Source organism: Actinomadura geliboluensis, from assembly GCF_043197915.1.
Taxonomy (GTDB): Bacteria; Actinomycetota; Actinomycetes; order Streptosporangiales; family Streptosporangiaceae; genus Spirillospora; species Spirillospora geliboluensis.
In genome coordinates, this window is the sequence record NZ_JBICUA010000003.1 from 844,915 (window position 1) to 870,755 (window position 25,841).

Here is a 25,841-nt window from a genome sequence, read left to right on the forward strand (position 1 = left end):
TCGCCGATTGTCCCGGCGGCGCCCCGATGGGGTAGGGATGTGACGGGGGAGGTACGCATGGAGATCGAAATGGTCGTCGAGATCCCCGGGGGATCGCGCAACAAGTACGAGATGGACCACCGGCTGGGCCGCATCCGCCTCGACCGGATGCTGTTCACCGCGACCCGGTACCCGCACGACTACGGCTACATCCCGGACACGTGCGCGGAGGACGGCGACCCGCTGGACGCGATGGTGCTGCTGGAGGAGCCCACGTTCCCCGGCTGCCAGATCACGGTCCGCAGCGTCGGCGTGTTCTGGATGCACGACGAGAAGGGGCCCGACGCCAAGGTCCTCACCGTCCCGTCGCGGGACGTCCGCTACGAGGCCATCCGCGACCTGCGCGACGTGCACGAGCACATCCTCGACGAGATCGCGCACTTCTTCGACATCTACAAGAGCCTGGAGCCGGGCAAGAGCGCCGACGTGCGCGGCTGGCAGGACCGGCAGGTCGCCGACCGGACGATCGTCGAGGCCGCCGAGCGCGCGCGGTCGACCGGAAGCCCGACGGCCTGACCGGGCCTTCACGGCGGGGGAGGGGGCGGCGCACCATGGCGGGCGTGGGCTCCACCGCGGATCCGGTCGTGGTCGCCGGCGCCGGGCCGGTCGGCCTGGTCGCGGCGCTGCTGCTGGCCCGGCACGGGGTGCCGAGCGTGGTGCTGGAGGCCGCCGCGCACCGCGACCCGGCCGGGTCGCGGGCCATCTGCTTCCAGCGGGACGTCCTGGACGTCCTCGACCGGGCCGGCTGCGCCGAGCGGATGATCGCCCGCGGCGTGACCTGGACGACCGGCCGCACCTACCACCGCGGGGACGAGCTGTTCGCCGTCACCTTCCCCGGCGCCGGGAGCGGCGAGGTCCCGCCGTGGATCAACATCTCGCAGGCCGAGGTGGAGGCGTACCTGCGCGACCTCGCCGCCGCGGAGCCGCTGGTCGAGGTCCGGTACGGGCACCGGGTCCGCGCGGTGCGCCAGGACGGGGGCGGCGTCGAGGCCGACGCCGAGACCGGCGCGGGCGCCGCCACCGTGCGCGGCACGCACCTGGTCGGCGCGGACGGCGGGCACGGCGCGGTCCGGGAGCTGCTCGGCATCGGCTTCCCCGGCCGCACCTTCGCCGACAAGTTCCTCATCTGCGACATCCGGGCCGAGCTGCCGTTCCCGAACGAGCGGCGGTTCTTCTTCGACCCCGAGTGGAACCCCGGGCGGCAGGTCCTCGTCCACCAGTGCCCGGACGGGACGTGGCGCATCGACTGGCAGGTGCCCGCCGATCACGACCTGGCCGCCGAGCGGGCGTCGGGGGCGCTCGACGCCCGGATCCGGAAGATCACCGGGGACGTGCCGTACGAGATCGTGTGGGCCACCGTGTACCGGTTCCACGAGCGGTGCGCCGAGGCGTTCGGGTCCGGCCGCGCGTTCCTGGCGGGCGACGCCGCCCACCTGTACGCGCCGTTCGGGGCCCGCGGGCTGAACTCCGGCGTCCAGGACGCGGAGAACCTCGCCTGGAAGCTCGCGTTCGTCCGGCACGGCTGGGCGCCCCCGGAGCTGCTGCGCAGCTACGACCTCGAGCGCCGCGCCGCCGCGCTGGAGAACCTGCGCGTCACCACACGGACGATGGAGTTCCTCGTCCCGCGGACGCCGGCGCAGCGGGCGCACCGCCTGGAGTCGCTGGAGCGGGCCCGGAGCCATCCCGACCCGCGCGCGATCATCGACTCCGGCCGGCTCGCCGAGCCGTACTGGTACCTGGACTCGCCGCTCACCACCCCGTCCGGCCCGGTGGACGGCTTCCCGCGCGAGCCCGGCGCGGTCCGCCCGCCGGTGCCGGGGGTGCTCTGCCCGGACGGCCCGTGCACCGTCGGAGGCGAGCGCACCCGCCTGCGCCGCCTCTTCGGCACGCGGTTCGTGATCCTTGGCCCTGCCGTTGTGGAGCCGCCCGGCGGCATCCCCTGCGACAGCTATGCGCTGGACGACATCGACACCGAAGGGGTGCTCCGGTCGGCTCTGGAGGCGGGCCCGGACACGGTCCATGTCGTCCGCCCGGACGGGCACCTCGCCGCGGTCCTGCCGGACGGCGACCCCGGCGCCGTGGCCGCCGCCGTGCGCCGCGCCTGCGGACGGCCGTGACCGACGTCACCCGTCGCCACCGCCGCCGCCGTGTACCGTCGGTCCTCCCGGGGCGGACGCGTCCCGGCGACCGGAGGTGAGAGCGCATGGGCACCGCTGGCAGGGAGGGCGCGGACGACGGGATCCGCGCGGACCGTCCGGTGTCGGCGCGGGTCTGGGACTACTGGCTCGGCGGCAAGGACCACTACGAGGTGGACCGGATGGCCGGCGAGACGGTCGCCCGGCAGGTCCCCGGCATCGTCGCCGCCGCCCGCACCGACCGGCTGTTCCTCGGCCGCTGCGTCCGCCACCTGGCGGGCGAGGAGGGCGTCCGGCAGTTCCTCGACATCGGCACCGGGCTCCCGACCGCCGACAACACGCACGAGATCGCGCAGCGCGTCGCGCCGGAGTCGCGCATCGTCTACGTCGACAACGACCCGCTCGTGCTCGCCCACGCGCGGGCCCTGCTCACCAGCTCGCCGGAGGGCGCGACCGACTACATCGACGCCGACGTCCGCGACCCCGGCCGCATCCTCGCGCAGGCCGCCGCGACGCTCGACTTCGACCGGCCGGTCGGGCTGATGATGCTCGCCCTGCTGCACCTCATCACCGACGACGAGGAGGCCCGCGCCATCCTGGACCGGCTCGTCGGCGCGCTCGCCCCGGGCAGCTTCGTGGCGCTGTCGCACGCCTGCCTGGACGTGGACGTCACGCACACCGCCGTCAAGGCGTGGAACGAGAGCGGCACCCCGCACCCGCTCAGGGCCCGGACCGCCGCGGAGATCGAGGCGCTGTTCGACGGCCTGGAGCTGGTGGAGCCGGGCGTCGTGTCGTGCTCCCGGTGGCGCCCCGAGCCCAATCCGTGGGGCGAGCCGCAGGAGACCATGACCTTTTGTGGAGTGGCGAGAAAACTGGCCGCCTGACGAACTTCGTACGAAGATCGGGGGAATTGTCCGACACCATTTCCCGGAGGCAGTCCTTGGCGCATATCGAACTGGACGAGAACGTCCCGGGGCTGCCGTCCCTGCTCCGGTTCCGGCCGGAGACCGCGGGGCCGCTGACCGCGCTCGCGGAGGCCCTGCTGCGCGGCCCGAGCCCGCTCCCGCCCGGCGAGCGGGAGCTGATCGCCGCCTACGTGTCCGAGCTGAACGGCTGCCGGTTCTGCGCGTCGTCGCACGGCGCGTGCGCCGCGGCGCAGCTGCCCGGCGGGATGACGCTCGTCCAGCAGGTCCACGCCGACCCCGAGGCGGCGCCGGTCTCCGCCAAGCTGCGCGCCCTGCTCGGCATCGCCGCCGCCGTCCAGCGCGGCGGCAACGAGGTCGGCGCGGGGCATGTCGCGGCCGCGCGGGACGCCGGCGCCACCGACGTCGAGATCCACGACACCGTGCTCATCGCCGCCGCGTTCTGCATGTACAACCGGTACGTGGACGGCCTCGGCACCAGCGCCCCGGAGGACCCGGCCGCCTACGCGCGGATGGCCGAGCGGCTCGTCGCCGACGGCTACGGGATCGCCGCGGGCCCCCGCTGAAACCCGGTCGACCCGGGCGCCCCCGGCCGGGATCATGGGTCGGGTGAAGATCCGGCTCACCGGCGGTGTGGTGGCGTCGGGCCGGCATGCCTGGGTCGCCGGGCCCTCCGGCCCGGTGCGGCTGATGGCGCAGGCGGACGCGCCGCCCGGCGCCGCCGTCGCGCTCGGCCCCGAGGATGCGCCGGACGCGGCCGCGGCCGGCGCCGTCCGCGAGCTGGCCCGCCTCGTCGCCGACGGCGGCATCGCCGCGGCGGGCGCGGGCGTCGACCTCGGCGCCGGCTTCCGCTCCGCGCGGCTGGACGGCGCGCACGGCGACCAGCGCGACGCCGTCATCGCGGCGCTGCGCGCCGTCGGCATGGGCGAGGCGCACCGGCTGGGGCCGCGCGCCGGGCTGCTGGTGGCGATGTTCGGCCCGGCGGTGACGAAGCCGGTCGGCGCCGCCGCCGCGCGGGCCGTGGAGGAGCGGCGCTGGGCGGCGCTGCACCTGGCGTCGGCGGCCAGCGACGTCCTCGGCCCCGAGCAGCTCGAACGGGTCCTCGCCCTGGAGGCGCCCGAGGAGGCCGGGCTCACCCCCGACGGCCCGCCCTCGGCGCTCGCGCGGTACTTCCGGCAGGTGTTCGCGGACGTGCCGGGCCCGCGCAGGCTCCACCTCGTCCTGGACCTGTGGGAGCGGGTGCTGGAGCACCGGGGCGCGCGCGGCGTCCGCGAGCGGAGGCTGGCGACGCAGGCCCGCCGCGACCGCCTGGCCGACCTGCGCGAGCGCCGCCGCCACCACGAGGACCAGCGGGTGCTGTTCTGGCTGCGGGTCGCGCACGACGACCTCGCCTTCGAACCGTCCCTGGCCGACGCGGCGCGCTGGGTGCCGACCGAGCCGTACTGGCGCGACCGCCTCGACCGGCTGCTCCAGGACGCGCTCGGCGCCACCGCCCTGCTGCGGACCGCGGCCGCCGTCGCCGACCACGGTCTCGACGCCGGGCTCGACCGCTCGCTGCCGCTGCTGCGCGCCGCCGCCGGCCGGGTCGACGACGCGGTCGCGGCGCATTCGGCGCGGCGGGTCCCGGGCCTCACCGGCCTGCCGGCGCGCCCCGCCGCCCACGTGCGCGACCTCGCGCGCAGGGTCGGCAAGGACGGGCCCCGGGACGCGAAGTTCAGCGCCTACGTCCGGCCCCGGCTGTCCCACGCCCGCGACTACGCGCTCCTGGTCGTCGAGGACGCGCGGGCGCTGCTGGACGACGTGTGCGGCATCGACCCCGACGCGCCACTGGTGCCGGAGGGGGTGGTGCGCGTATGGGCGGGCTCCGGGCTGGCGCGCTGGCGCCAGGACGCCGGGTACGGCGCGGCCCGCCCGCCCGCCGAATGGTCCGGCATCCAGCCCTGGACGACCCCGCTGCTGAACTTCACGGCCCCGCTGCTGAACGGCGCCGCCCCGCTGCGCGAGCGGCTCGGCTCCGCCGCGGACCCCGCCGGCGGCGGCGCCGCCGACCCGGCCGCCGTGGAGAGGGTCGGCGACCTGCTCTGGTACGCCGACCTGATCGACGCGCTCGCCCAGCTGCACGGGCACGAGCGGGCGCGGCCCACCCCGGGCACCGGCGCGCCCTGGTACGACCACGATCCGCCGCCCCCGGAGGACGACCCGCTGCGGCCCGGCCTGGACTCGGTGGCCCTCGCCGTCTCCGGCGCCGCGCAGCTCGTCGCGCTCGGCGGCGTCCCGCCCCGGGCGCCGCGCGGCTGGACGGAGTTCACCGAGGGCCTCATGTCGGCCACCGCGATCGCCACGGCCCTCACCGGCGACTTCGCCGTCCCGCCGCCGTTCGCCGCGCTGGACGGGAGCACCGTCCCCGGCGCGGGCGTGCGCGTCAGGGTGGCGCGCAGCGCCCGCGACCTCGCCGAGTGGGCCGCCTACATGGGCAACTGCATCGCCGAATACGCCGACGAGGCCAGGACGGGCCGCAGCGTGCTGCTCGGCCTCTACGGCGGGGACGGACTGCTCGCCGCCAACGCCGAACTGGCGGCGCTGAAGCCCGCGCCGCGCGGCTGGCGGGTCGTCGAGATCAGGGCGCGGTTCAACGACGACCCTCCCGCGGAGCTGGAGCGGGCGTTCGAGGAGTGGGTCGCCGCGATCCCCGGCACCGTCCGCGCCGAGCCCGACCCGGCACCGGAGGAGCCGCCGCCCGCCCGGGCCGCGCGCCGCCGCGCCGCGCCCCGCCTCGTCGAGGAGGCCGGCCCGGCGCTCGCCCCGCTCGCCCGGCGGGCGTTCCTCGCCGTCCCGCCCGGGGCGTCCGCCGCGCTCGCCGCCGTGGCCGGGACCGCGCCGGACGCCGCGCCCGCCCGGCTGCGCCGCCTCGGTGCAGCGCAGCTGGCCGGGGCGGTCCGCCGCGCGCTCGACGGCGGCGCCACCGACCTCGTCGCGCTCTGGACGGCCACCGGGCACCGCCCGCTGGCGTCCGCGCTCGACGCCCTGGACCCCGCCCTGCGCGACCGCTTCGACCGGCTCGGGCTGCTCCTGGGGGAGCCACCGCTGCCGAAGGCGCTGCGCAGGCTCGTCAAGGACCCGGACATCGCCGCCGCGCACGCCCTCGACCTGGCGGCGCGCCGGGTCCGCCGCGCGATCGGGCGGCTCGCCGCGGACGACGACCCGGTGATCGCCGCCGCCCTCGCGCGGCCGTCGGCCGAGCCGCTGCTCTGCGCGCTCGCCGTCGCGGCCACCTGCGCCGCGCCCGGAGCGGCCCTCGCCCCGGTGACGCGGCCGCGCGGCGTCACCGTCCCCGGCTACCCCGCCACCGCGCTCGGCGACGAGGACGGCCCCTGGCGCCGCGCCCTGCCGGCCGCCCGCGAACTCGGCGCCGACACCTCGGTGTTCTGGGACGAGGTCGCCGAGCACGGCCTGCGCGTCCCCGCGTCCTGGCTCGCCCACGGCGGCTGGCCGGCGCTGTGGTCGCGCGCCCACGTCCGCCGCAGGTAGACCGGGGCCGCCGCCGGGTCACGGCCGGCGGAAGATCGTGATGGAGTGGCCGACCTCGTCGACCGGCTCGCTGGAGGCGATCAGCGGGACGAGGCGCGGGTCGTCCTTGGCGATCCAGCTGTCGGAGACGACCAGCAGGCCGCGCACCCGGTCCGGCGGCGCGGTGAGCGGATCGGACGCGCGGATGCCGTAGTAGGACGGGACGCCGCTGCCCTTGTAGGCGAGCCACACCGCCTCGCCGGGGTAGCGGTCGCGGAGGCGGTCGGCGAGCCGACCGAGGTCCTGGCCCCAGTCGGCGTTGGAGTCGTGCAGGTACCGGTGCGTCCCCGCCGGGCCGCCGAACGCCTCGTTGGAGTACGGCAGGTAGTACGGGAAGGCGCGCAGCGAGCTGACCGCGACGAACAGCACGAGCGCCGCCGTCGTCGCCCTGGTCCACCTCCGCCGGACGGCCGTCGCCCCGGCCGCCGCCACCGCCAGGAACATCGGCAGGAAGATCACGTACCGGACGCCGAGGTCGCGGGCGCCGGTCATCGCCACCGCCAGCAGCACGGCCGGGGGCGCGAGGACGTACGGCGCGGCGGGCCGCAGCCGGGGCAGCGCCGCCGGCGCCGCCGCCCCCGCCGCCCACAGGGCGAGCGCCCCGAGCGGCGTCTTCACCAGCAGCGCGGCGGGCAGGTAGTACCAGCGCGACCCCCGGTAGGTGTCGCCGAACAGGAAGCTCGTCCAGGTCAGGTCCTCGAAGCCGAACTGGACGCGCATCCCGTCCCGGAACGGCCTCGGGAACGGCAGCAGATCGACGGCCGGCCCCCGCAGGCCGCCGATGGCGGGGACGCCGCCGGGTGCCGTCCACCGCAGGCGCGGATCGACGGCCAGGTAGCTCGCCCACACCACCGCGACCGCGAGTACCGCGACGCCGCCCGCCGCCAGCACACCCGCGAGGACGGGCCGTCCGGCGCCTCGCGACCGCCGCGACCACCAGACCGACAGCGCGACCAGCACCAGCAGCACCGGCACGGCGGGAAGCGCGCTCATCTTGGTCGCGACGGCCGCGCCGAGCGCCGCCCCCGCGAGAGGCGCGCAGAGCCGGGGCCGTCGCCGTGCCCGCCAAGCCAGCCACACCGACGTCAGCAGCAGACCGGCCGCGGGGACGTCGAGCGTCGCCAGCGACCCGTGCGCGATGACGCCGGGGGAGAACGCGTAGAGGGCCAGCGCCGCCACACCACCGGCCGGACCCGCGAGGTCGCGGGCGAACGCGAACACGACCAGCCCGAACAGCAGGGTCAGCGCGATGACCGGCAGCCGCGCCGCCAGCAGCACCCGCTGCGCGTCGTTGCCCGACTCGTACAGGAGGTGCCGTCCGACGTCCTGCTGCGTACCGGTGAAGGACGGGTCCAGGCGGGCGCCGCCGAGCACCGCCCCGGCGCCGATGAGCAGCTTGCCGAGCGGCGGGTGCTCCGCGTTGTACCGCAGGTCGTGCTCGCGCAGGTAGACGACGCCCGTGCCGACGTACACGGGCTCGTCGATGGTCGGGGACTGCCGGACGGCCGTGGCCGCCATCGCCACCGCCATCTGCGCCAGCAGCGCCGCGACGACGACGGCGAGGAGGGTCAGCCGCCGAACGCGGTGAGGAAGCGGTCCCGGAACGCGCTCATCGGCCACACCGGGGTGTCCTTGCCGGGGCGCAGCCCGTCCTGCCAGTTCCATCCCGAGATCCTGTTCAGTACGGCCTTGTCCTTCGCGACGATCGTGATCGGCACGTCCCGGCTCGCGCCCGCACCCGTGATCAGCGGCGCGGGCTGGTGGTCGCCGAGGAACACCAGCACCGTCCTGTCGTTGCCGTAGGTCTCCACGTACGACACGAGCGTGTTCAGCGTGTACTCGATCGACTTGCGGTACTCGGTCCGGATCCGGCCACCGGCGGGCCACGGCGCGTCATAGCCCTTGCCCATCCCGGTGAAGACCGAACCGTCCCCGACCTGGTCCCACGGGACCAGCCGGGGGATCGACGCCCACGGCGCGTGGCTCGACACCAGCGCCGTCTCCGCCATCACCGCCGGGCGGTCCTTCGCCGCCAGCTCGGTGCGCTGCAGGGTCGACAGCGTGTACTGGTCCGGCATGGTCGCGAAGCTGAACCGGGGGCCGCGGTATCCGAGGTTGCGGTCGTCGTAGACCTTGTCGTAGCCGAAGAACTTCCCCTCCGGCCACGCCCGGGTGATCGCGGGCATCAGCGCGACCGTCCGGGCGTCCGCCCGGTGGAACGCCCCGTTCAGCGTCAGCCGGTCGCTGTTCACCAGCGTCCGGTACCGCTGCTGGTTGTCGACCCACAGCCCGGACAGCAGGGTCGCGTGGGCGAGCCAGCTCCCGCCGCCCGCCGTGGACGAGGTGAGCCATCCGCTGCGGGCGCCGAACCCTGCCTTGCGGAGGCGCTCCGACCCCTGGTCCAGGACGGTGCCGACCTGCGGCGCGTACTGCGGGCTCTCCACCGCCGAGCGCCCGTAGCTCTCCACGAACGCGAGCACGACGTCCTTGCCGCGCAGCCCGGTCAGCAGCTTGTCGTCGGGGGTGTTCCGGAACCGGTCGACAGCGGCGGCCTTCGCGAACTCCTCCCGGTCGTTCAGGCTCTCCCGCACCTGCCGCGCGTGGTCGTAAGCGAGCACCGCCGCGCTCCGGGACGCGACCGGCACGCCGTCCACGAGCTGCGCGCCGAGCACGGCGCACACCACCCAGACCACGCCCAGCACCGCCGCCGCGCGCGCCGCCGCCCGGTCGTGCCGGACGGCGACGCCGCCGAGCCGCAGCGCCGACAGCGACATCAGCGCCACCACCCCGGCCGCCAGGACGATCGTGACGACGACCGCCGCGATCGCCCCCGCGGGCCCGGCCGACTCGCCCACGAACTCCACGGCCGGGCGCAGCAGCGGCCAGTCCAGGACCAGGTCGAACGGCCGGACGAGGACCGCGTCGAACCCGATGTCGAGCACCTTCAGCACGAACACCACGCCGAGGACGGCCCCCGCCGTCCCCGCCGCGTAGCGCCTCGCCCGCGCCGGGACCACGAGGATCAGGACGACGCCGAGCACGCCCTCGATCGGGACGCGCACGAACGCGCCCGGTGTCAGCCGGGCGTACTCCGCCGGGGTGACCAGCGCGACCAGTACCAGCAGGAAGGCCGCCACGGTCAACGCCCGCGCCGCGATCCGGCGGCGCCGCCCGGCCCGGCCGTCCTGCTCCTGCGGCCCCGTGTCCTGCTCCTGCGGACCGGTGTCCTGCGCGTTCTCGTCTGTCACCCGCTTCGCGCGGCTATCGGTGGTCAGCTCGTCCTCCAAGGGCTCGGTCCCCCCGCCGCGTACGCGACACCAACAGCACGTCCGCTCGGAGCCCGCCGGTTCAACCTTCCCGGCCGGGATCGTGCCGGTGCCGATGAGTTTTTTGCACGGGGGATGTCGAGAACACGGGGGCGGCTCCGATCCACTGGTGAGCGGCGCCGGAGGGGCGCCCCGACAGGGAGGCAACGCCATGGGAAAGGTCACCTGCGACATCGGCATCTCCGTGGACGGCTTCGTCGCCGGCCCGGACCAGCGGCTGGAGGTGCCGCTCGGCGAGGGCGCCGAGCGGCTGCACCGGTGGATGTTCGAGCAGCCCGAGGAGAACGCCGAGGTGATCGAGAAGATCACCGCGGCGGGCGCGTTCATCATGGGCCGCAACATGTTCGGCCCGGTGCGCGGCACCTGGGGCGACTCGGACTGGACCGGCTGGTGGGGCGAGGAGCCGCCCTACCACGCGCCCGTGTTCGTCCTGACCCACCACCCGCGCGAGAGCGTGACGATGAAGGGCGGCACCACGTTCAACTTCGTCACCGACGGCATCGAGGCCGCCATGGAGCGGGCGCAGCAGGCCGCCGGGGACGAGGACGTGGCCGTCGCCGGCGGCGCGCAGACCGTGAACCAGTACCTGAAGGCCGGGCTGATCGACGAGCTGCGGCTGCACATCGCGCCGGTCGTGCTCGGCGCGGGGGAGCGGCTGTTCGAGGGCGTCGGCGACCTCCCCCTCGAACCGGTCGCGGTCTCCCGCACCGACCTGGTCACCCACGTGACCTACCGGTTCAACCGGTAGCGGCCCCGGCTTCCGGCGGTTCGGCCGCCCGGATCACCGTGAGGAGCCGGGCCACCTCGGCGGCGACCGCGTCCCGCCCCGCGGCGATGTAGCGGCGCGGGTCCACCAGGGCCGGGTCGGCGCCGAGCCGGTCCCGGACGGCGCCGGTGTAGACCTTGTTGAGGTGCGTCGCGATGTTGATCTTCGTCATGCCGTGCTCGACGGCGGCGGTGAGCGCGCCGTCGGGCACGCCGGACGAGCCGTGCAGCACCAGCGGGACGGGCACGGCCGCCGCCAGCCGGGCGATGAGCGGCAGGTCCAGGACGGTGTCGCGGGTGAGCATCGCGTGCGAGGTGCCGACCGCGACGGCGAGGGCGTCCACGCCCGTCGCGGCCACGTAGCCGGCGGCCTCGCCGGGGTCGGTGCGGGCGTGCGGGGCGTGGACGCCGTCCTTGCCGCCGATCTCGCCGAGCTCCGCCTCCACCCAGACCCCGGCGGCGTGGCAGCGCGCCGCGACCTCGGCGGTGGCGGTCACGTTCGCGTCGTGGGGCAGCCGGGACGCGTCGAACATCACCGACCCGAACCCCAGCTCGACGGCCTCCCGGACCAGGCCCGCCGACGTCGCGTGGTCCAGGTGCGCCACCACCGGCACGGCGGCGGCGCGCCCGACCGCGAGCACGGCCTGCGCGATCGGCGCGAGCGCGCCGTGGTAGGCGGCGCAGTTCTCGCTGACCTGGAGCACCACCGGCGCGCCCGCCCGCTCCGCGCCGGCGACGATCGCCTCGGCGTGCTCCAGCTGGATCACGTTGAACGCGCCGAGGCCGCGCCCCCGCGCGGGGACGGCCTCAGCCATGGGGACGAGCGGCATGGCTCTCCTCGGATCGGAGGGTGACGCGCGCGAGGAGCGCGGGGAGGGCGGCGGCGTCGAGCTCGCCGGCGACGGGGGAGCGGACCGCGCAGGCGGCGAGGGCGACCGCGCGGCGCAGCCGGTCCGGCCACGGCAGGCCGCCCGCGAGGCCCGCCGCCAGCGCGGCCACGAGCGCGTCGCCCGCGCCCGTCGGGTTGCCCGGCTCCGGGCGGTCGAGCGCGGCGCGCAGGACCCCGTCGGGGGTGTGGGCGAGGACGCCGTCCGGGCCGAGGGAGGCGACGACCGCGCCGGCGCCCGCCGCGCGCAGCGCCCGGATCCCGGCGGCGGTGTCGCCGGTGCCGCTCGCGCGGGCCAGCTCCTCGGCGTTCGGCTTCACCACGTCGGGACGTCCCGCGACGCCGAGCCGCAGCGCCTCGCCGTCGGCGTCCAGGACGACCGGGCCGGGGGCGCGGCGGGCCAGCTCGGCGTAGGCGTCCGCCGGGACGCCCGGCGGCAGGCTCCCCGACAGGACGACCACGGCGGCGTCCGCGGCGAGGGCGTCGTAGCGGCCGAGGAACGCGGCCCATTCCGGGCCGGTGACGGCGGGGCCCGGCTCGCAGTACATCGTCACCTCGGGGCCGACGACCGTGACCGTCCGGCGCGACTCCGCGGCGACCGGGCTGAACGCGGCGGGGACGCCGAACGCGGCGAGCCCCTCCTCGATCTGCCGGCCCGCCGCGCCGCCGGCCAGCCCGGTCGCGACCACGTCGTGGCCGAGGCCGTGCAGCACCCGGGCGACGTTGACGCCCTTGCCGCCGGGGCGGCGGTGCACCGCCGCGACCCGGTTGACCTCCCCGGAGCGCGCGTCCGGCACCTCGTAGGTGTCGTCGAGCGCCGCGTTCAGCGTGACCGTGACGATCATCCGTCGGCGTCCAGGATCACCGAGCGGGTCAGGTGCCGGGGGCGCTCGGGGTCCAGGCCCGCCGCCTCCGCCAGCGCCACCGCGAGCCGCTGCGCCCGGACCAGGTCGGCCAGCGGGTCGGCGGCGGACGCGCGCAGCGTCCCGCCGGTCGCGGCGACCTGGCCGGCGAGGCCGTCCGGCAGCTCGCCGAACATCCACACGGCGCGGCCGGGGCCGGTGATGCTGATCGGGCCGTGCCGGTACTCCATCGCCGGGTACGCCTCGGTCCAGAAGCCCGCCGCCTCGCGCATCTTCAGCGCGGCCTCCTGCGCGATCCCGACCGTCCAGCCGCGGCCGAGGAAGGTGATCTGCCCGGCGGCGAGCAGTTCGGGCGGCAGTGGGTCGGCCGCGGCCGCCTCCGCGTCGGCGATCGCGGCGTCCAGGTCCTCGCCCAGGTGGGCGCGCAGCAGCGCGAGCTGGGTGGTCGCGAACCGGGTCTGGACGACCGACTCCTCGTCGGCGAACTCCAGCGCGATCACCCGGCCGGCGCTGGCCGACACCGGGGTGTCCGGGTCGGCGGTGATCGCGGTGGTGGGCACGGTGCCGGCGAGCCGGTCGAGGAGCTCCAGAACCTCCGTCGTGGTTCCGGACCGGGTCAGCGCGAGCACCCGGTCGTAGCGGCGGCCGGCCGGCATCTCCGAGGCGGCGAACGCGTCGGTCTCGCCGTGCCCGGCGCCCTCCCGCAGCGCCGCGTACGCCTGCGCCATGTACAGCGAGGTGCCGCATCCGACGACCGCGACCCGCTCCCCGCGGGCCGGCAGCGCGTCCCCGGCCCCCGCCGCCAGCCCGGCGGCCCGCCGCCAGCACTCGGGCTGCGCGGCGATCTCGGACATGATGCGGGTGCCGGCCATGGAATCTCCTGACGTGAGTCGACCTGTTCCGAGCACGGGGGAGCAGCCGCGCGGCCCGCCCGGACCGCCGGTCCTCCCCGAGGGGTGCTGTGCGGTTTGAGACTCTATGCTTACTTCTGCTCATAAGTGAAGAGAAAGAAGCAGAATCCATCATCTGAGATAGGAAACCATGCCTTGTGTGCGCGAACCGTGCTGGAAGGCGCTGCGCGAAGGCGACGGGATCGGGCGGCTTGCGCGCAGCCTTGAGAGCCCACGGGCACTCGGTGCGCGCAGGGGCCGGAGCTACTCGTCAGCCGTTGCTCGGCTGGTTCTGCCGCACCACCCGGACGAACCGGACGTCAAGGTCGTCGCCGTCGCCGGTGGTGATCCGGAAGTCGGTGCCGCCGGCCAGCTGACCGGCGAACGCGGCCCGGGGGATCCGGAACGTCGCGGTCTTCCACGCCCCGTCGCCGGTACGCCGCACCTGCGCCGTACGGCCGTCCTCATGCTCGATCCACCAGGCGCCCTTGCCCGCGTCCCGGTACGTCACCTTGATCTGCACCGGCTCGTCGCGTCCGTGCAGGAACCGGTCGTCCAGGTCGAAGTACAGCGACGTCTGCCCGTGCGCCCGGTCGGTGCTCAGCCCCTCGTAGGCGGTGCCGTTCTCCTTGGACAGGACGTTCTTGTGGACGTCCGCCGTCGAGCGGCGGGCCTTGCCGTCCGGCCGGACGTCGCGCTGCACGAGCCAGCGCTCCAGGTTGCGCACCCAGGGCCGCGCGGCCCACGCACGTTCACCGGTGAAGGGACCGGTCTTGTCGCGCCAGTAGGTGTCCTCGGCGTCGCGCAGCGCCGCCCACGCGTCCGGTGACGTGGACGCGGTCTTGCCGATGCTCAGCCGCACCCACTCCCAGTGGTCGCGGTACTGCCTCATGTAGGACGGCCCCGGCACCACGTAGACCCAGTTCATCCGCAGCTGGAGCGCCTTGAGGTTCGACTGCCGCACCGCGTAGTACGGGTCACCGGTCTTGTATCCGCAGTCGTTGTAGCACTCGTTCTCGGTCGCGACGATGTGCTTCCCATCGTGGACGGGCAGGCTCTCGTCCACCGTCATGTGGCCGTCGGGCTGAATGCGGCTCCCGTACGAGGGCGCCTCGTTCAGGTGGACGTTGAACTCCTCGGTGATGCCGGTGCGGATGCCCAGGCCCGCGTCCACGGCCTGCTTGGCGAACAGGTCCGTCTTCGAGCCCCACGGCCCCCACGGATAGTCCTCGCCGGTGAACACGAGCTTGCCGCTGTACGGGCCGAAGATCCCGGCCAGGTCCCGCCAGGCGTGCCGGTACCACGACTGGTACCTCTCGAACGTCAGCCCCTTCTCGACGGCCTGGGCGACGACGTCGTAGTCGTACTCCGCCCAGGTGAACGCGCCCGGCACGTAGACGAACTTCAGCCGGGGGTCCGCGCGCAGGCCCTTGTCGGCGAACAGCTTCCGGTAGAGGCCGAGGAGCCGCCCCCAGACGCACTCGTCCCAGATCGGCAGGTGGTACTGGCCGTCGTAGTCGGGGCCGATCGGCTCCACCCGGCACTCTGCGGCGACCCAGCCGGGCGCCCAGTCCGTCCCGCCGGCGAAGACGCGCATCCAGAACGGCCGGCGGTCGGCGAGCTGCTCGCCGAGCGGGGCGAGGTCCATCTCCTGCGCGCTGCCGGTCGTGCCGGACGACACCTGCCCGGGGCCGTCCGGCTGGAGCTGCCGCCAGGTCACGTCCAGGCCGCGCGTGTCGACATGGGCGCCCGGCGCGGCCTCCTCGGAGAAGAACCCGGAGTTCGGGGAAGGCCGGACCCAGCCCGGTAGCGTCCAGTCGTCACCTGCCCGCACCTGGACGCCGCCGGTCACCTCATCGTCCCCGGAGCACGCGCTGGTGACGGTGAACGCCACCACGAGGCTCATCAGGGCAGCGACCGCCCGTTTCACGACGGACCGGTCCGGCGCAGCGGCGGGCCCTCGTGCGCCTTCCCCAATGCGTCGCACAGTTTCCTGATCTCCTCCAAAGTGAGCGTAGCGGTCTCACCGGGACGGCCGAGCCGGGCGCCCCGCGGTCAGGGCCAGCCCTGTATTCCGGCGCCGTACGGGTAGAGCGGGTCGCCGTAGCCGGTGGGCGGCGGCTGGCCCGCGTCGATGTGCGCGCGGATGTCGGCGCGCTGCCCGGCGGTCGCGCCGAGGTCAAAGGGGATGTTCCAGTCCTCGACGGCGTCCTCGGGCCGGTCGATGCCGCCGGGTTTGAGGATCTGGTCCACGCTGCGAGGGAGCTGCCACGGCAGCCGCCCGCGCGGCGCGTAGTCGCCGAAGAGCAGGCCCGCCGTCGCCGGCCCCACCTCCTCGCCGCCCCGGTAGGTCATCACGATGGCGTCGGCCAGGCCGTTCCATTCGCTGATCACCGTCGGGCGCGGCAGGTCCATCACCACGACCACCGGGACGCCCTGGTCGTGGAACTGCCTGATGAGCGCGAGCTGGTCGGGCGGCAGGTAGGGCTGCTCGTTCACCCAGGCCGTCCGGTGCGTGTAGGAGGGTTCGCCGACCGCGACGATCGCGAGATCGGGTGCGGGGGCGCTGTCCTGGTGGACGGTCACGCCCGCCTTCGCCGCCCGCGCCTTGATCGCGTCCAGCAGAGTGAGCGAGCCGTGGTCCGGGTGGAAGTAGCTCGTCCAGATGCAGCACGCGGTGCCGTCGGTGGCGCGCGGCCCGGCCACCACGATGTCGTCGCCCTCCCGCAGCCTGATCGGCAGGACGCCGCCGTTCTTCAGCAGGGTGATCGACTCCCGCGCCGCCTGGTTCGCGAGGGCGGTGTAGGACGGCTGGTGGAACCGGTAGGGACCGTTCACCGGGTCGCCGTACGGGCGGTCGAAGATCCCGAGCTTGAACTTCAGCCGCAGCACGCGCCGGACCGCGTCGTCGATCCGGCCGATGGGCACCTGCGCGGTGAAGTCGGCCAGCGAGAACCCGGCCGCGCCCGGGTCGGCGCCGCCCATCACGTCCGACCCGGCGTTGGCCGCGCTGATCCACGCCGACGACGGCAGCCAGTCCGTGGTGATCAGGCCCGTGTAGCCGAGCCGGTCGCGCAGGTACCGCAGGATCGGGGCGCTGTTCCCGGCGCCGGGACCGCCCGGGTCGAGGTACGCGCTGCCCGCGTACCCGGGCATGATGTTGACGGCCCCCGCGTCGAGCGCGGCCCGCCACGGGATCATGTGGTACTTGATCGTCACGGCGTCGTAGGTGATGCCGGCCTCGCCGCCGGCGCCCTCGCCCGGCCAGTGCTTGACGGTCGCGAGGACGGAGCCGGGGTTCAGCTCCGGCCCGCCCTGCAACCCGGCGACCAGCGCGCGCACCTGCGCCGCGGCGACCTCGGCGTTCTCGCCGTTGCCCTCCTGGATGCGCGGGTACAGCACCTTGGTGCCGACCTCGGCGAGCGGCCCGAGCACGCCGCGCGTCCCGACCTCCAGCTGCTCGCGGCGCTGCATGTCGCCGAGCCGGTAGTCGAGCGGGTAGTCCTTCGCGGCGGCCAGGGCGCTCTGCAGCGGATAGGTGGTCTCGTACCCGGCGATGGTGTCGCCCGCCGACACCGGCGGGATCCCGAGGCGCGTACCGGCCGCGCCGCGCAGCACCGCGTCCAGGTCGTTCGGCTGCGCCGGGCCGAAATGCCAGCCCGACCGCGGGTACGCCTGCGCGTTGTAGAACATCTGGTACGCCTTCTCCTCGGCGGTCATCCGCCCGAGGAGGTCGGCGACGCGCTCCTCCACAGGACGCCGCCAGTCCTCGTACGGCTCGATCGAGCCGTTCTTGTTGAGGTCGCGCGCGCCGTTCACGACGGCCACGCCGTCGTCGACGGTCTCGATCTCCGGGAGGTAGACGCTGAACGTGCGGATGCCGGACGTGGTCCGGGCACCGGACCCGCTCACCGCGACGACGAACCACCGGTACGTCCACCGGTCGCCGATGTCCCAGGACGGGGTGTAGCCCGTCCTGGTCGTCTCGGCGACCTTGGTGTAGAGGTCCAGCAGCGGGCCGGACGCGGTGAAGTCGTAGTCGGTGCGGCTGACGTTGAGCCACACCTCGTAGCGCGCGGTGCCGGACACGGCCGCCCATGACAGTGCCGGGCGGCGGGTGCTCGTCACCATCGCGCGATCGGCGGGCGCCGCCAGCGCGAACTGGCCGGTCGTGGCCGGTGCCCTGGTGGGCGGCGACAGCAGTGGGGGAGTGGTGGACGAGGAGTCGACGCTGCCGAAGACCTGGAACTCCCACAGCGAGTAGCCGTAGCCGGTGGCGCGGGCCGTCCCGGTGAACCGGATGTAGCGGCCCCTGCCGGTGACGGCGAGCCGCTCGGTTCCGCCCTTGCCGGTGGTCGTGGAGTAGACGGTCGTCCAGGACGTCCCGTCGTCGGAGACGTCGAGGCGGTAGCCGGTCGCGTAGGCCGCCTCCCAGTCGAGCGTCACACCGGTGATGGCGGCCGTGCCGCCCAGGTCGACACGCAGCCACTGGTCGTCGCTGAACCCGCTCGACCAGCGTGTGTTGGCGCGCCCGTCCAGCGCCGCCGCCGGGGCGTTGCCGCCCTCCCATGAGGACGCCGCCACCTGCTTGAACGCCGAGATCGGCGTCGTCCCGGGCGGCGGCGGCTCCGTCCCGCCGTCGCCGTACACCGAGAACTCCCAGAGGGAGTAGCCGTAACCGGTGGCGCGGGCAGTGCCGTACATGCGGATGTAGCGACCAGTGCCCGTGACATTGAGGGTCTGGTTCCCGCCAGTGGCATTGGCGGTGGCATACACGGTCGTCCAGTCACTTCCATCACCAGACACCTGAATCTGAAAGGCGGTCGCATAGGCCGCCTCCCAGTTCAGGACAACCTGGCTGATGCTCTTGCTCTCACCCAGGTCGATCCGCACCCACTGCGGGTCGCTGAAAGCGCTCGACCAGCGGGTTCCGGTGTCGCCGTCCACGACGGCGGAGGCGGGGTAGGCGGCGCCCTCGGTGGACGAGGCCGTCGCGGGCTTGTTCAGCGAGAGCAGTGTGGCCGCATGCGCGGTGCCGGGCGGAACGGCCAGGAGCGCGGCAAGCACCGCTAACACCGAGAAGGCGCTAGCGATCCGTTGAGTCAGCGTCATCGGACCCACCCCGCCTACCAGCCGACGGCGACGAGCAGGTACTGCGGGTCGCCGTGCGAGACGAAGGACGAGCGGCCGGCGTAGTCGTCGTACGGGAAGCCGTACGCGAGACCGCCGATCGCGTGGTCGTGCCAGAACTTCGCGTAGTAGTTCGCAGGCGCCGCCTTGTAGAACAGCGACGGGTCGGACCACTGCGACCGCGGCAGCTGCGCCACATGCCGGTTGATCGCCGAGCACGTGGCGGCGTCCTCCCGCAGCGGCCCCGCGCAGCCGGTGACCTCGGCGGTGGTGGCGGAGACGCCGACGGACGCGGCGTACCCGGTGAAGTAGTCGGCGTGGGCACCGCCGGGCCGGAACACGGCCGCGTTCCCGGGCGACGGGATCCGGTACGGCGCCTCGACCCCGGCGAGCGAGTCGAACTCGGCCGGGACCTCGTCGATGAACCGCTGGAAGGTGGCGGCGCGGTCCTCGGCGAAGGTGGCCCGGTCCTCGCCCACCGACACGTCGTACCCGTCATGGGCGTGCAGCCGCATGGCGAGCTTCAGCCCGAACCCGTCGACACGGGTGGTGTTGCCGTTGAACACGTCGGAGCCGACCGTGAACTCGATGAAGTCCTGGTAGCGACTGGTGGGCGAGCCGAGGTAGAAGTACATCCGCCCGGCCGAGTTGACCGGCATGTCCAGGTAGGGCTGCTCGGCGATCGAGTGGGTCTGCCCGTTGAAGCTCCAGTAGACCTGGCCGTCGGGGTATTTCCCGTTCGTGCGGTTGAGGACCTTGACCGTGAGGACGTTCCGCGCCGGTGGAATGGTCGAGGTGTCACCCCAGAAATCGTCCGCCGGCGGCGTCGAATCCGCCGTATGGACGCCGAACGTCCACAGCGAATAGCCCCACTGAGTGGCGCGACCAGTCCCGTACATACGGATGTAGCGACCAGTGCCCGTGACATTGAGGATCTGGTTCCCGCCGGCGGCATTGGCGGCGGTGTATACGGTCGTCCAGGCGTTGCCATCCCCAGAGACCTGGATCTGAAAGGCAGTCGCATACGCCGCCTCCCAGTTCAAAACGACCTGGCAGACGTCCTTGCTGGCCCCCAGATCGACTTGGAGCCATTGAGGGTCGCTGAAGGCGCTGGACCAGCGGGTTCCAGTGTTGCCGTCGACGGCGGCGGAGGCGGGGAAGGAGGCGTTCTCGGTGGACGAGGCGGTGGCCGGGCGGTTCAGCGCCGCGTCCGCCGACCCGCACGCCGCCGCGGTGGCGGGAGCGGTCAGCGCCAGGCAGCCCGGGACGATTAGGGCGAGGGCGGTCATTGCCGAGGGGAGCTTCACTGGCATCTCCACTTCGAGGGAGTGGTCAGGAGATGTGAGGGACCCCCTTCGGGCCCGCCCGAGGCGCGGGCCCGAAGGGAGGAAGACCGGTCGTCAGGGGAAGCTGACGACGTTGGCCGGGACGGTGGCCGTGCCGGACGCCTCCGGCCCGGTGTCGTTGATGACGTGCCGGATGACGCCGTTGCCGCCCAGCGACACGGTCAGCAGGTCGTGGAACCGCACGCCGGACCGGTTCGGCACCTCGAACCCGCGCGCCGCCACGATCGACGGGTTGACGTTGAAGTAGCAGTAGCTCCCGAGGCCCCAGCCCTCGTGGGCGGTCACCGAGTCGGCGACCTTGTAGGCGGCGTAGCCGTCGGGCGAGTCGCTCCGCCACGCCGACTGGCTCGGCGGGTCGTACGGCATCTCGTTCTGGAAGAAGACCGTCCGGCCGCGCTCGCCGTTCCACACCAGCTGGTACTTCTGGTAGTGCTCGACGAACAGCCCGTACGCGGTGACGTCGTCGCCGTTGACGATGACGCCGTTGTCGGCGGTGTTGACCGTCCAGCCGACGCCGGAGCCGTGGTCGGCGCGCCACGCCCAGATGTGGTCGAGGAGCGCGTCGTCGCTGTTGACGACCAGGCTCTTGGACGCCTTGCCGGCCCCGGCGCCGCCGATCCGGAAGAACACGTCCTGCACCGACGCCGGATCTCCCGCGTGGTCGGCGGACGAGCCGTCCGGGCCGAGCCGCAGCAGCACCGGCGAGTTGACCGGCCCGGCGTCGAACAGCAGCCCGGCGAGCTTGACGCCGTCCACGTCGGCGACCGTCATCGCCGTGACGCCGTTGTCGGGGATGAGCGTCGGGTAGCCGATGCCCAGCACCACCGTGTCGGGCCGCTTCACGTCGATCGTCTGGCCGAGGTGGTAGATGCCGGGCGTGAACAGCAGGTTCAGGCCCTGGTCCAGCGCCGTGTTGATGGTCGCCGCGGAGTCGCCCGGCTTGGCGACGTAGAACCGCGACAGCGGGATCGACGTCCCGGGCGTGGCGCCGCCGGACCAGGTCGTCCCGCGCGAGTTGCGCCGCAGCGCCGGGACGAACACCTGGTAGGCGCCGGCGGAATCGACGTACAGGTACGGCTTCTCCCGCGTCACCGGGCTGGTGTCCAGCGTCGTGTAGGGCGGGTTCGGGAAGCCCTGCGCGGGCGCGCCCTCCACACCGGAGAACACCATGTTCCACACGCCGTTGAGGTTGCCGCCGATGCGGCTGTCCCGCGTCAGCCACTGCTGCTGCGAGTACGGCTGCACCTGCCCGTCGATCCGCGAGTCGGCGATGTAGCCGCCGCTCGCCCAGCCGTAGCCGGTGGGCGCGAGGTTGAGGTCGCCGCGCACGTGGATGCGGCGGAACGGCGCAGCCTGCGACACCGCCCACCGGTCCGCTCCGCCCGTCGGGGTGATCGACAGGTTCTCGGCGGACCGCCAGAAGTTCTGCGTCGCGTTGCCGCCGAACCAGCCGGCGTCCACCGTGACGCCGCCGTTGATGGTGACGTCGTCGGGGTTGCGGCCGAGGCCGGCGATCGAGGTGTAGAAGCCGATGTTCGCGTTGACGTTGTAGCTGCCGGGCTTGAACAGCAGCGCGTACCGGGCCGTCCCGAACTGGTTGCCCTCCTGCTCGCGGAAGACCGCGTCGAGCCTGCCCTGGATGTCGGACGCGCTCATCGACGGGTCGAACACGATCACGTTGGGCCCGAGGTCACCGCCGCCGGGCAGCGTGCCGCCGGAGCCGGTGTGCACGGCCATGCCGAACAGCGAGTAGCCCCACTGAGTGGCGCGGGCGGTGCCGTACATGCGGATGTAGCGACCAGTGCCCGTGACGTTGAGCGTCTGGTTCCCGCCGGCGGCATTGGCGGCGGTGTATACGGTCGTCCAGTCACTGCCATCTCCAGAGACCTGGATCTGAAAGGCAGTCGCATAGGCCGCCTCCCAGTTCAGAACAACCTGGCAGACGTCCTGGCTCGCACCGAGATCGACTTGGAGCCATTGAGGGTCGCTGAAGGCGCTGGACCAGCGTGTGCCGGGGTTGCCGTCGACGGCGGCGGAGGCGGGGAAGGAGGCGTTCTCGGTGGACGAGGCGGTGGCCGGGCGGTTCAGCGCCGCGTCCGCCGACCCACACGCCGCCGCGGTGGCGCGTCCGGCGGGGACGGCGAGGGCGACGGCGAGCAGCAGGGCGAAGACGCCCGCGGACCAGGATCTCCTGGCCGGCGCGCGCGGTGGGACGGGATGCATGCGCATCTCCTTCGAGGGTGGGGTGGTGAGCGGGGGCCCCTCAGATCCGCGTTATTTCACAGCATGATTTAAAGCGTGGATTATGTACCCGTCAAGGGCGGACCGCGGCCGGCCGCGCCGGAGCGGCGCCCGGACGGATTGAACTCCCTCCCACCGGGGCGCGTATCCCCACGCGTAGATCGAGGCCCCGGAACCGGGAGGGTTCATGAGCGTGAGGAACAGCCGGCTGCGCACGGCGGTGACGACGGCCGCCGCGGCCGCCGGATCCGCCGGGCTCCTGGCCGGCGCGCTGTACGTGGTGCACGCCCAGTCGGACTCCGGCGACCGCGCGGCGAGCCTCGCCGGCGACGCCCAGGCCGGCCGCCGCACGACCGCCCAGGGCACCGACCGGGCCGCGGCCACGGCCGCCCGGCTCGCGGACCGGCTCGGCGACCGCACCGCCGGCGCCTACATCGACTCCGCGGGACGGCCCGTCGTGACGGTCACCAACGAGACCGACGCCGCCACCGTCCGTGCGGCGGGCGCCGTCCCCGAGATGACGCGCCGCAGCCCCGCGCGGCTGCGCGAGGTCACCGCCGACCTGCGCCGCTCGTTCGCCGACATCCCCGGCACCGGCTGGGCCGTCGACCCGGCCACCTCGAAGGTCACCGTCTGGACCGACGCGTCGGTCACCGGCGCCCGGATGGCGGCCGTCCAGCGCACCGCCGAGCGGATGGGCACGGCGGTCCGGATGGTCCGCTTCCCCGGCCGCCTGCACACCCTCGCCCTAGGCGGCGACCCGATCTTCGGCCAGGGCGCCCGCTGCTCGCTCGGCTTCAACGTCGAACGGGACGGGCAGCCGTTCTTCCTGACCGCGGGGCACTGCGGCAACGCCGTGCAGACCTGGACTTCCGACCAGCAGGGCGGGCAGCCCCTCGGTACCACCGTGCAGAGCAGCTTCCCCGGCAACGACTTCGCGCTCGTCCGCGCGGAGGAGGGCGCCGCAGGCGAGGGCGCGGTCAACCTCTACAACGGGCAGGCGGTGGACATCACGCAGGCGGGCGAGGCCGTCGTCGGCCAGCGCGTCGTCCGCAGCGGTAGCACCACCGGCGTCCACACCGGCCGCGTCCTCGCCACCGGCGCCACGGTGAACTTCGCGGAGGGCACCGTCACCGGCATGATCCAGACCAGCGTCTGCGCCGAGCCCGGCGACAGCGGCGGCCCGCTCTTCGCCGGCGACACCGCCCTCGGCCTCACCTCCGGCGGCTCCGGCGACTGCCAGAGCGGAGGCGTCACGTTCTTCCAGCCGGTGACCGAGGCCCTCCAGGTCTTCGGCGCCGACGTCACCTGACCCACCCCCACGCGCCCCCCGCCAAAACCTCGGCAGGGGGCGCGGCGCCACCACGACACCGAGACCATCCCAAGCTCCCCAATTCGACACCCAGCCCAGTGAAGTCCAACGACTGCCGAATCGCGCAAACACCACACGTTCGTCGTCGAATAAGAAGATGCGCGCCGACGGCGTGACCCCCTGCGCAACCTCGTGCACACTCCTATTCCGAGCTCACCGCCGATATGCCGGCCGCCCCCCGGCGCAAAGCGACGATCCCCCTCGGCAACGAATTTGTCCATAAACACGCGCGGACGATGCATGAGCCGCGAACCCTCGCAGGATGACATGTCCCCACTCCTGGCGCCGGTGCGGAGCCGACTGCCATAGTTCAGTCCACCGCGCCCCCGACCGATCGAGGAACATGATGAGGATCGTCATCGCCAGTGCATCGGGGCAACTCGCCCGCGCCACCGCGCAAAGCGCACTGGAAAAGGTGCCGCCCGGTGACGTAGTCATGGTGACTCGCGATCCAACCGCGCTCGCCGAGTTCACGGACCGCGGCGTGACCATCCGGTACGGCGACTATGACCGCCCGGAGTCGCTGCCCGCCGCATTCGAGGGCGGCGACCGGCTCCTCCTCGTCAGCCTCCATGAACTGGGCCATCGCGTCGCCCAGCACAAGAACGCCATAAACGCGGCCAAAAGTGCAGGTATCCGGCATATCGTCTACACGTCGTACATCATGGTCGATCCCGACTGCCCGTCCACGGTCGTCCCCGACCACCTGCGGACACACGAACTCCTCGACGAGTCCGGCCTCGACGTCACCTATCTGCGCAACGGCCTCTACGCGGAGACTCCCGTCACCCAGATCCTCCCGCCCGCGATCGCCCGCGGTGTCCTGGTGGACAACACCGACCACGCCCGCGGCGCCTTCGTCCACCGCGACGACTGCGCCGCCGTCGCCGCCGAGGTGCTGACCTCCAGTGGCCACGAGGGCAGGACCTACGACGTCACCGGTCCCGAACTGCTCAGCTTCGCCGACCTGACCGCCCTGGCGGCCAAGGTCTCCGGCCGTCCCGTCGCCTACCAGAGCGTGGACGACGAGAGCTTCGATGCCGGTCTGCGTGAGGCCGGCGTCCCCGACGACGTCCGCGGCATGATCGTCTCCTTCGGCACCGCTCTCCGCGCCGGTTACGGCGAGCCCCTCACCGACACCGTCGAGCGCCTCACGGGCCGCCCGCCCCGCCCGATCGCCGACCTGATGGAGCGCCACCGCGACCTGCTGGCCGGAGCGTGACCGCAAACGGCCCAATTCCCACATTGACCGGCAAGACGCCACGCACCACGATTTCCTCCAACAAAGGGGGAATTCATGAAACGCATTATCGCCGGCCTGGCGACCGGCGGCCTTCTGCTGCTGGGCGCCTGCGACTCGAACTCCGCCGCTCCCGTCGAAGCGGCGGCGTCCGGATCACCGTCGTCCGCGAGCACGGCACCGGCGACCGCCCCCGCCACGACAGCGCCCACCACCACGCCCACTACTCCGGCGATGGTGAAACGCAAGATCACCACCACCCGCAAGATCCCGTTCAAGACCACGAAAACGAACGACCCCACCCTCGCCGCGGGCAAGACCCGCGTGCGCAGAAAGGGCGTCGCCGGGGTGAAGACGCTGACCTACGAGGTCACGTACAAAGACGGCACGGAGACGTCCCGCAAACTGCTCGGCGAGAAGATCACCAGACCTCCGGTGACCCGGATCATCGCCGTGGGCACCAAGCGAGCCCGCTCGTGCGACCCGAACTACAGCGGCGCCTGCGTCCCGATCGCGAGCGACGTCGACTGCGCAGGGGGCAGCGGCAACGGCCCCGCCTACGTCCAGGGCCCGGTCCGCGTGGTCGGCTCCGACATCTACGACCTGGACCGCGACGGCGACGGCATCGCCTGCGACACCTAACCCCCACCACCCGCACCCCGCCCAGGAACGACCCCAGTTCGCCGAGCCATGGCCCCACCCCAACACGTCGCCAAAGCAGCGACACCGACCAGTCCGCGCACACCCCGCCGCCACCACAAGAACCTGAGCCGGCAGGGGACGAGGGGGCGGAGCCCAAAAAACAGAAGCCCGCGCGATGCGGCACGAAAGGAAGACCTGAGCCGAGGCGAGGGGGCGGAGCCCCGCAAAACAGGGCCCCGCGGGAAAGGAAGACCTGAACTGGGAGGCCCCTGTCAGCACCACTCGAACCCGAGCCGGGCGGGGGGCGAGGGGCGGAGCCCCAAAAAAACAGACCCCCGCGCCACCCGGTACGGAAAGAGAGACCTGAGCCGGGAGGGGGGCGTGGGGGGGGGGGCCCCCCCCCCCGGGGGGGCGGGGGGGGGCCCCCCGGGGGAAATACCACAGGGTGGGGGGGGGGGGGCCCCCAAGGGGGCGGG

General features: G+C 73.8%; 18 protein-coding genes. 9 read left to right on the top strand and 9 right to left on the bottom strand.

Annotated elements, in window-relative coordinates; genetic code table 11:
- The first annotated feature begins 57 nt into the window (after positions 1-57).
- The 5 genes from ACGFI1_RS14070 to ACGFI1_RS14090 all read left to right on the top strand — a co-directional run bounded on the left by ACGFI1_RS14070 (position 58) and on the right by ACGFI1_RS14090 (position 6,625).
- Positions 58-555 (top strand): inorganic diphosphatase, encoded by a 498-nt coding sequence (locus ACGFI1_RS14070; RefSeq protein WP_138635372.1) that lies wholly within the window; start codon positions 58-60, stop codon positions 553-555.
- A 35-nt stretch (positions 556-590) separates the two neighbouring features.
- Positions 591-2,156: an FAD-dependent monooxygenase gene (locus ACGFI1_RS14075; RefSeq protein WP_392785470.1), complete on the top strand. Its 1,566-nt coding sequence runs from the start codon at positions 591-593 to the stop codon at positions 2,154-2,156.
- Between the two features lie 86 nt (positions 2,157-2,242).
- Positions 2,243-3,058 carry an SAM-dependent methyltransferase gene (locus tag ACGFI1_RS14080; protein WP_392734609.1) on the top strand — a complete coding sequence of 272 codons (816 nt, stop codon included), beginning with the start codon at positions 2,243-2,245 and terminating at the stop codon, positions 3,056-3,058.
- A 56-nt stretch (positions 3,059-3,114) separates the two neighbouring features.
- Positions 3,115-3,663 (top strand): carboxymuconolactone decarboxylase family protein, encoded by a 549-nt coding sequence (locus ACGFI1_RS14085; protein WP_392785472.1) that lies wholly within the window; start codon positions 3,115-3,117, stop codon positions 3,661-3,663.
- Positions 3,664-3,706: 43 nt separating this feature from the next.
- Positions 3,707-6,625 carry a hypothetical protein gene (locus ACGFI1_RS14090; protein ID WP_392785474.1) on the top strand — a complete coding sequence of 973 codons (2,919 nt, stop codon included), beginning with the start codon at positions 3,707-3,709 and terminating at the stop codon, positions 6,623-6,625.
- Positions 6,626-6,643: 18 nt separating this feature from the next.
- On the opposite strand, the gene ACGFI1_RS14095 is transcribed toward ACGFI1_RS14090, so the two are convergent.
- Positions 6,644-8,284, bottom strand: a complete 1,641-nt coding sequence (locus ACGFI1_RS14095) for an ArnT family glycosyltransferase (protein ID WP_392785476.1) — start codon at positions 8,282-8,284, stop codon at positions 6,644-6,646.
- On the bottom strand, positions 8,233-9,951 hold the full coding sequence (locus tag ACGFI1_RS14100; protein ID WP_392785478.1) for a sulfatase: 1,719 nt from the start codon (positions 9,949-9,951) through the stop codon (positions 8,233-8,235). Before ACGFI1_RS14100 ends, ACGFI1_RS14095 begins: the two co-directional genes overlap by 52 nt.
- Before the next feature lie 190 nt (positions 9,952-10,141).
- On the opposite strand from ACGFI1_RS14100, the gene ACGFI1_RS14105 reads away from it, so the two are divergent.
- Complete coding sequence (locus ACGFI1_RS14105) at positions 10,142-10,738, top strand: dihydrofolate reductase family protein (protein ID WP_138635366.1); 597 nt, start codon at positions 10,142-10,144, stop codon at positions 10,736-10,738.
- Here the strand turns inward: ACGFI1_RS14105 and ACGFI1_RS14110 are convergent.
- From ACGFI1_RS14110 to ACGFI1_RS14140, 7 genes are all read right to left on the bottom strand, one after another.
- Positions 10,728-11,585 carry a class II fructose-bisphosphate aldolase gene (locus tag ACGFI1_RS14110; protein ID WP_387076269.1) on the bottom strand — a complete coding sequence of 286 codons (858 nt, stop codon included), beginning with the start codon at positions 11,583-11,585 and terminating at the stop codon, positions 10,728-10,730. The genes ACGFI1_RS14105 and ACGFI1_RS14110 overlap by 11 nt on opposite strands.
- On the bottom strand, positions 11,563-12,486 hold the full coding sequence (locus ACGFI1_RS14115; protein WP_386869146.1) for a 1-phosphofructokinase family hexose kinase: 924 nt from the start codon (positions 12,484-12,486) through the stop codon (positions 11,563-11,565). Before ACGFI1_RS14115 ends, ACGFI1_RS14110 begins: the two co-directional genes overlap by 23 nt.
- Positions 12,483-13,376, bottom strand: coding sequence for an SIS domain-containing protein (locus ACGFI1_RS14120; RefSeq protein WP_392785481.1), 894 nt, complete (start codon positions 13,374-13,376; stop codon positions 12,483-12,485). The genes ACGFI1_RS14115 and ACGFI1_RS14120 overlap by 4 nt, the downstream gene beginning before the upstream one ends.
- A 289-nt stretch (positions 13,377-13,665) precedes the next feature.
- Positions 13,666-15,300: a hypothetical protein gene (locus tag ACGFI1_RS14125; RefSeq protein WP_392785483.1), complete on the bottom strand. Its 1,635-nt coding sequence runs from the start codon at positions 15,298-15,300 to the stop codon at positions 13,666-13,668.
- A 149-nt stretch (positions 15,301-15,449) separates the two neighbouring features.
- Positions 15,450-18,470, bottom strand: coding sequence for a discoidin domain-containing protein (locus tag ACGFI1_RS14130; protein ID WP_392785485.1), 3,021 nt, complete (start codon positions 18,468-18,470; stop codon positions 15,450-15,452).
- A gap of 50 nt (positions 18,471-18,520) precedes the next feature.
- Complete coding sequence (locus tag ACGFI1_RS14135; protein WP_392785487.1) at positions 18,521-19,831, bottom strand: beta-1,3-glucanase family protein; 1,311 nt, start codon at positions 19,829-19,831, stop codon at positions 18,521-18,523.
- Positions 19,832-19,924: 93 nt separating this feature from the next.
- Positions 19,925-22,093, bottom strand: coding sequence for a discoidin domain-containing protein (locus ACGFI1_RS14140; protein ID WP_392785489.1), 2,169 nt, complete (start codon positions 22,091-22,093; stop codon positions 19,925-19,927).
- Positions 22,094-22,298: 205 nt separating this feature from the next.
- On the opposite strand from ACGFI1_RS14140, the gene ACGFI1_RS14145 reads away from it, so the two are divergent.
- The 3 genes from ACGFI1_RS14145 (at position 22,299) to ACGFI1_RS14155 (ending at position 25,365) form a co-directional block, all read left to right on the top strand.
- Positions 22,299-23,423, top strand: coding sequence for a S1 family peptidase (locus ACGFI1_RS14145; protein ID WP_392785491.1), 1,125 nt, complete (start codon positions 22,299-22,301; stop codon positions 23,421-23,423).
- Between the two features lie 406 nt (positions 23,424-23,829).
- On the top strand, positions 23,830-24,705 hold the full coding sequence (locus ACGFI1_RS14150) for an SDR family oxidoreductase (protein ID WP_392785547.1): 876 nt from the start codon (positions 23,830-23,832) through the stop codon (positions 24,703-24,705).
- Between the two features lie 75 nt (positions 24,706-24,780).
- Entirely contained in the window at positions 24,781-25,365 is a 585-nt protein-coding gene (locus tag ACGFI1_RS14155; RefSeq protein WP_392785493.1) for a G5 domain-containing protein, read from the top strand.
- Positions 25,366-25,841: the final 476 nt, after the last annotated feature.